Origin of the sequence: Paraburkholderia sp. UYCP14C, assembly GCF_004197395.1 — a bacterium.
Lineage (GTDB): Bacteria > Pseudomonadota > Gammaproteobacteria > Burkholderiales > Burkholderiaceae > Paraburkholderia.
Map to the genome: position 1 here is coordinate 99,792 of NZ_SELS01000027.1, position 7,096 is coordinate 106,887.

The following is a 7,096-nucleotide window of genomic DNA, read 5'->3' on the forward strand; positions in this document are numbered from 1 at the left end:
ACGCTTCGCAAAAAGCCGTGCATGGATCCGCATGCGCGGTTTTTTTTCGGTGCGCGCAAGAATTAACGTTTGCGCGCTTCCGCCTTTCACCGGCGCGAGTCGCGATCCGGTACATTGACGGGCACGGCCCCGATCCGCGTGCGCGGCGCGCGGCTGCCCGCACCTTCAACAGGTGGTTCCCACATATTGCTACATCCCGTGAACCCTGCCATGCGCCAGCCACAAAGAACCGACATGACGCGCTACGATCTTGCGCACTGCCTCGTCGAGGCCCGCCGGCAGCACCGGCCGATCGACGCGCCCGCACCCGACAGCCTGCCGCCCGATGCGGCGACCGCCTACGCGATCCAGCAGGCGGTGATCACGGCTCTCGGCGAGTCGACAGGCGCCTGGAAGATCGGCGCCAAGTCGCCGGGCGGCGCCGCGTCGGGCGCACCGATTCCGGCCTCGCTGGTGATGCCGTCGCCGGCGCGGCTCGCGCAAGACGGTTTCTTTCGCGTGCTGGTCGAACTCGAGATCGCGTTCCGCTTCGACGTGACGATCGAGCCGCGCGCTCAGGCGTATGCGCGCGACGAGGTGCTGTCGAAGGTCGGCGCCGTGCTGCCGGCCATCGAGATCGTCGACAGCCGCTTTGCCGAATGGCCGAACGTCGCGCCGCTCGCGCAGCTGGCCGACGCGCAGAACAACGGCGCGCTGATCGCCGGCCATCCGGCCGTCTATGCGAGCCTCGCGCGCGGCTTCGACTTCGTGTCGCCGGAACTGGAGCTGAGTTTCAACGGTCGCTCGCTGCTACCGGAAGTGACCGGCAATCCGGCCGGCGATCCGCGCGAACTGCTCGTCTGGTTCGTCAATCATTGCGCGGCGATGGGCATCACGATCGAGCGCGACTGGACCCTGACCACCGGCTCATACGTCGGCGCGCACAAGATCGACGAGCCCGGCATCGTGCGTGGTCATATCGACGGACTGGGTGAAGTGGAAATCGAATTGACCTGAGCGATGTTGCGGCGCTTGTAACCGCAAATTACAACGCTTCATTGCAAACGGCTGCCAGTGTGCAGCCGTTTTTATTTTGACCAATCTGAAACGGTGGCAGTCTTTGAATCGTTACCCTGTTCGAATGCGTTTGTTGCAACTTTGCCGCGTCCCTTCCGTATACACCTATGAGAGCGTCGCAAACTGCAGCCGTCATCCAGTCATACGGATCACGCGCGCAACGGCGGCTTGCCGATGAAGTGAACGCAGCGCTTGCAACAGCTGTGAGCATGAAGGGCGGTGGGGCAGCGAAAACGTCATCACGTGCATGCTTTTCGTGACGAAGTGTGCGTGCGCAGACAGCCGCATTTTTGTGAACGGCCGACGTTGCAGGTACGGGATGTGCAAGAGCAACGCGATCACGTGGCGCGATGCAGCGTTACGGCGATGTTCGTGCAGGAGCACTGAATAGCGATGCGGTGCTGAAGAAAGCAGCGATACAACGGAGCGGCAGATGATAGTGATGGGTTGCCGCGTGAGTGAAGAATTGTAGGTGGTCGATTCTTTGTTTCCAAGTGAGGACTGTGGTGTGGCGGTTACGGCGCGATTTTCGCAACGTAGTCCGTGAAAAAAAATTTAAAAGGGTTTAGGATGAATTCGAGCGATGTCGTTTCCGAATAGCGCGCCGCGCACGACATCGCCCCAGACTTCGGCGAGGAGGTAGCATGGATATCTACAGCAGTTTCGCGACCCGCTTCGAGAAAACACGGGAGGACGAACTCTCTCTCGAGGAGTATCTCGCGCTCTGCAAAGACAATCCCGCCGCGTACGCCACCGCTGGCGAACGCATGTTGACGGCAATCGGAGAACCGGAACAGATCGACACGCGCAACGATCCGCGTTTATCGCGTATCTTCGCGAACAAGGTCATCAAGGTATACCCCGCGTTCCGTGAGTTCTACGGAATGGAAGAGGTGATCGAGCAGGTGGTCGCCTACTTCCGGCATTCGGCCCAGGGGCTCGAAGAAAAGAAGCAGATTCTGTATCTATTAGGACCGGTCGGCGGCGGCAAGTCGTCGATCGCGGAACGTCTGAAACAGCTCATGGAACGCGTGCCTTTCTATGCGATCAAGGGCTCGCCCGTCAACGAATCGCCGCTCGGTCTGTTCGACTACGAGGAAGACGGTCCGATCCTCGAAGAGCAATATGGCATTCCGCGCCGCTACCTCAAAAACATCCTGAGTCCGTGGGCGGTCAAACGCCTGCATGAATACAACGGCGACATCCGCAAGTTCCGCGTGGTGCGCCGCTTTCCGTCGATCCTTCGGCAGATCGGTATCGCGAAGACCGAACCGGGCGACGAGAACAATCAGGACATTTCGTCGCTGGTCGGCAAGGTGGATATCCGCAAGCTCGAGCAGTATGCGCAGGACGACGCCGACGCGTACAGCTACTCGGGCGGCCTGTGCCTCGCCAATCAGGGTCTGCTCGAATTCGTCGAAATGTTCAAGGCGCCGATCAAGGTGTTGCACCCGCTGCTCACCGCGACCCAGGAAGGCAACTTCAAGGGTACGGAAGGCTTCGGCGCGATTCCGTTCGACGGCATCATCCTCGCTCACTCGAACGAATCGGAGTGGAAGGCATTCCGCAACAACCGCAACAACGAGGCATTGCTCGACCGGATCTTCGTCGTCAAGGTGCCGTACTGCCTGCGCTATAGCGAAGAGGTCAAGATCTACGAGAAGCTGCTGCGCAACTCGTCGCTGGCCAACGCGGTGTGCGCGCCGGGCACGCTGAAGATGATGGGGCAGCTGTCCGTGCTCACGCGTCTGCACGAGCCGGAGAACTCGAGCCTGTTCTCGAAGATGCAGGTCTACGACGGCGAGAATCTGAAGGACACCGACCCGAAGGCGAAGTCGTACCAGGAGTACCGCGACTTCGCGGGCGTCGACGAAGGCATGACCGGCGTGTCGACCCGCTTCGCGTTCAAGATTCTGTCGCGCGTATTCAACTTCGACTCGACCGAGGTCGCGGCCAATCCGGTGCATCTGATGTACGTGCTCGAACAGCAGATCGAACGCGAGCAGTTTCCGCCGGAAACCGAGCAGAAGTATCTGTCCTTCATCAAGGACGTGCTCGCGTCGCGCTATGCGGAGTTCATCGGCAAGGAGATTCAGACCGCTTATCTGGAGTCGTACTCCGAGTACGGCCAGAACATCTTCGATCGCTACGTCACGTATGCGGACTTCTGGATCCAGGATCAGGAGTTCCGCGACCACGACACCGGCGAAAGCTTCGACCGTGCCGCGTTGAACGCCGAACTGGAGAAGATCGAGAAGCCCGCGGGCATCAGCAATCCCAAGGACTTCCGCAACGAGATCGTGAACTTCGTGCTGCGTGCGCGAGCTGCCAATGCGGGCAAGAACCCCGCCTGGATCAGCTACGAGAAGCTGCGCGTCGTGATCGAAAAGAAGATGTTCTCGAACACGGAAGAGCTGTTGCCGGTGATCTCGTTCAACGCGAAGGGCTCGGCCGAAGAGCAGCGCAAGCACGAAGACTTCGTCAATCGCATGGTGGCGAAGGGCTATACGCCGAAGCAGGTGCGCTTGCTGTGCGACTGGTATCTGCGCGTACGCAAGTCGTCTTGATGCGCGCATGATACTCATGGTGTGCCGCCCGTACGGTTCGACCGTACGGGCAACCGGCGAGGCGCAAGCCGCATAGCGTTGCACTGCGCGGCGGGCGTCTCGCGCACCCGAAATATTAGTGCGGCCGCAGCGCGAACGCGGTTGCATGGACGGGAGACCGGGCGTGCTTCATCAAATCATCGACCGCAGGTTGGCAGGCAAGAACAAGAGCATTGCGAACCGGGAGCGCTTTTTGCGCCGCGTCAAAAACTATATTCGTCGCGCCGTTTCGGAGGCGGTGCGCGATCGCAGCATCAAAGACATCCAGAACACCCAGAGCATCACCATTCCGCGCAAGGACATCGCGGAGCCGTCGTTCCGTCATGGACCGGGCGGCAAGCGCGAGATGGTGCATCCCGGCAACTCGGACTACATCCGCGGCGACAAGATCCAGCGCCCGCAGGGCGGCGGTGGCGGCGGCGGAGGCAGTCAGGCCAGCAACGAGGGCGAGGGTCAGGACGACTTCGTGTTCGAGCTGAGCCGCGAAGAGTTCATGCAGTATTTCTTCGACGACCTCGAACTGCCGCGTCTCGTCAAAACCCATCTGATGGCCGTGCCGACGTGGAAAAGCATCCGCGCGGGCTGGGCCGCGGAAGGCACGCCGAACAACATCGACGTGGTGCGCTCGCTGCGCAGCGCGCTCGGCCGGCGCATCGCGCTCGGCGCGCCGCTCGTCAACCAGCTGCACGAGATGGAGCGGCAGCTCGAAGAAATGAAGGCCGATCCCGCCGATCGACGCGAAGAGATCAAGCTGCTCGAAGACGACATCCATCATCTGAAAGGCCGCATCTGGCGGATTCCGTTCATCGATCCGTTCGATCTGCGCTACGTGAATCGCGTGAAGCAGCCCACGCCGTCGAGCCAGGCGGTGATGTTCTGCCTGATGGACGTGTCCGGTTCGATGGACGAGCAGCGCAAGGATCTCGCGAAGCGCTTCTTTATCCTGCTGTACCTGTTCCTGAAACGTAACTACGAGAAGATCGAAGTCGTGTTCATTCGCCACCACACGCGCGCCGAGGAAGTCGACGAAGACACGTTCTTCCATTCGACCGAAAGCGGCGGCACCGTGGTGTCGAGCGCGCTCGAACTGATGCGCAAGGTGATGGACGAACGCTACTCGCCATCTGAATGGAACATTTACGGGGCGCAGGCTTCCGACGGCGACAACTGGACCGACGACTCGCCGAAGTGCCGCAAGATACTCTCGGATGACATCCTGGAGAAGGTGCGGTATTTTGCGTATATTCAGGTGACGCCCGAAGAGCAGAATCTGTGGCTCGAATACGCGCAGCTGGCACTATCGCAACCGCACATGGCGATGAAGAAGGTCGAAACTGCGGCCGATATTTATCCGGTGTTTCGCGAGCTGTTCGAGAAGCAGGCGGCGACTTCGTGATGGAATGCGGGTGGCACCTGAAGCACCTGAAGCACCTGAAGGACGCAGCGGGCGGCGATTCGTGCGACGTGGGGCAACCCATCGTATGAAAGCGCCGCAACGCAACAAAGGCGTGCCGCAGTAACAGTCGGGGCATGCCGAGGCAGGGAGCGGCCAACACGGGAGCCGCTTGCGCCGGAGCAGTCCGCGATGCTGCAGCACGGGACACACCGGAACGCCCATCGAGGGGCAAAGGGAAGTCCGTATGAACGTAGCCGATAGACGGCCTCTGCCGTGCCCGTCCGACTGGACCTTCGAATTGATCGAAGAGTACGACTCGCATATTGCCCGTGTTGCGGAGCAATACGAGCTCGACGTGTATCCGATCCAGCTCGAACTCATCAGCGCCGAACAGATGATGGACGCGTACGCGTCCGTCGGCATGCCGGTGAACTACCGTCACTGGTCGTTCGGCAAACATTTCCTCGCAACCGAAAAAAGCTATCGTCGTGGCCAGATGGGGCTCGCGTACGAAATCGTCATCAATTCGAATCCTTGCATCGCGTATCTGATGGAAGAGAACACGATGACGATGCAGGCGCTCGTCATCGCGCATGCGGCCTACGGTCACAACTCGTTCTTCAAGGGCAACTATCTGTTCCGCTTGTGGACGGACGCGCACGCGATCATCGACTATCTCGTCTACGCGAAGAACTACATCGCGGAATGCGAGGAGCGCTATGGGCTCGATCGCGTCGAAGAATTGCTCGATTCGTGCCACGCGCTGATGAATTACGGGGTGGACCGCTACAAGCGGCCGCAGAAGCTGTCGCTGCAGAAAGAGTTCGCCGCGCGTCGTGAACGTGAGGCGTATCTGCAGTCGCAGGTCAACGAGTTGTGGCGCACGTTGCCCACGCGCCATACGCCGCTGCCCGAAGAGGTCGAAGGGCGCTATCCGCCCGAGCCGCAGGAAAACCTGCTGTATTTCGCGGAGAAAAACGCGCCGCTGCTCGAACCGTGGGAGCGCGAGGTGATCCGCATCGTGCGCAAGATCGGCCAGTACTTCTATCCGCAGCGGCAGACCCAGGTGATGAACGAAGGCTGGGCGACGTTCTGGCACTACACGCTGCTCAACACGATGTACAACCAGGGCAAGCTGGAAGACGGCTTCATGATGGAGTTCCTCCATTCGCATAGCAACGTCGTCTACCAGCCGCCGGTCACGAAGCCGTACTACAGCGGCATCAATCCGTATGCGCTCGGCTTTTCGATGATGAGCGACATCCGGCGCATCTGCGAGGCGCCGACCGACGAAGATCGCCGCTGGTTTCCGGAGCTGGCAGGCAGTCCGTGGCTGCCGGCGATGCACTACGCGATGCGCAACTTCAAGGACGAGAGCTTCGTCGCGCAGTATCTGTCGCCGCATCTGATCCGCGAGATGCGCCTGTTCTCGGTGCTCGACGACGACATGCGCGATGCGCTCGAAGTGTCGGCGATTCACGACGATAGCGGCTACCAGTACGTGCGCCAGGCGCTGTCACGGCAGTACGACATGCATCACCGCGAGCCGAACATTCAGGTGTGGGCCGTCAATACACGTGGCGATCGCAGCCTGACGCTGCGGCACTTCATGAGCGACAACCGGCACCTGTCGTCGGATAGCGACGAGGTGCTCAAGCACATGGCGCGCTTGTGGCAATTCGACGTGTACCTCGAAAGTGTCGACGAAAACGGCACCGTCAGAAAGCGCTTCGAGTGCCGGTATGTGCCGCCGTCCGTGAGGATTTGATGCCCGACATCCAACGGCCAATTTGACGTCTTCACCCGCTGGCGGCAACGGTTCCTGACGTTGCCCGACCGGTCCGGGTCGATCACCCGACGGCCCCGCAGCCTCCCGGCTGACGGGGGCTTCGCTTTTATGGCACCGCAAATTCGCCGCGAGCCCATACCCAGGGCTTTCCTGCAGTTGCGCCGCCAAAGTCTGTCTCCGCTAAGTTCAAATGTCGTGCCTCCAGCTAAATAGAAATGTCGGGTTTTGCTGTGCTTTTTCTTATGTTTC

General features: G+C 60.4%; 4 protein-coding genes. All 4 read left to right on the top strand.

Going from position 1 to position 7,096, the window contains the following annotated elements:
• Window positions 1-234: 234 nt before the first annotated feature.
• The 4 genes from EVC45_RS24140 (at window position 235) to EVC45_RS24155 (ending at window position 6,826) form a co-directional block, all read left to right on the top strand.
• The gene (locus EVC45_RS24140) at window positions 235-996 is read left to right on the top strand and encodes a 2-keto-4-pentenoate hydratase (protein WP_129960746.1); all 762 of its coding nucleotides are present in this window, start codon (window positions 235-237) and stop codon (window positions 994-996) included.
• Between the two features lie 704 nt (window positions 997-1,700).
• The gene (locus EVC45_RS24145; RefSeq protein WP_129960747.1) at window positions 1,701-3,623 is read left to right on the top strand and encodes a PrkA family serine protein kinase; all 1,923 of its coding nucleotides are present in this window, start codon (window positions 1,701-1,703) and stop codon (window positions 3,621-3,623) included.
• 163 nt (window positions 3,624-3,786) lie between these two features.
• On the top strand, window positions 3,787-5,058 hold the full coding sequence (locus tag EVC45_RS24150) for a YeaH/YhbH family protein (protein ID WP_129960748.1): 1,272 nt from the start codon (window positions 3,787-3,789) through the stop codon (window positions 5,056-5,058).
• A gap of 244 nt (window positions 5,059-5,302) precedes the next feature.
• Window positions 5,303-6,826, top strand: coding sequence for a SpoVR family protein (locus EVC45_RS24155; RefSeq protein ID WP_129960749.1), 1,524 nt, complete (start codon window positions 5,303-5,305; stop codon window positions 6,824-6,826).
• Window positions 6,827-7,096 lie beyond the last annotated feature (270 nt).

Bases quoted from the DNA above. Each gene is read 5' to 3' on its own strand.
- EVC45_RS24155 (WP_129960749.1), top strand. From the start codon at position 5,303: ATGAACGTAGCCGATAGACGGCCTCTGCCGTGCCCGTCCGACTGGACC.
- EVC45_RS24145 (WP_129960747.1), top strand. From the start codon at position 1,701: ATGGATATCTACAGCAGTTTCGCGACCCGCTTCGAGAAAACACGGGAG.
- EVC45_RS24140 (WP_129960746.1), top strand. From the start codon at position 235: ATGACGCGCTACGATCTTGCGCACTGCCTCGTCGAGGCCCGCCGGCAG.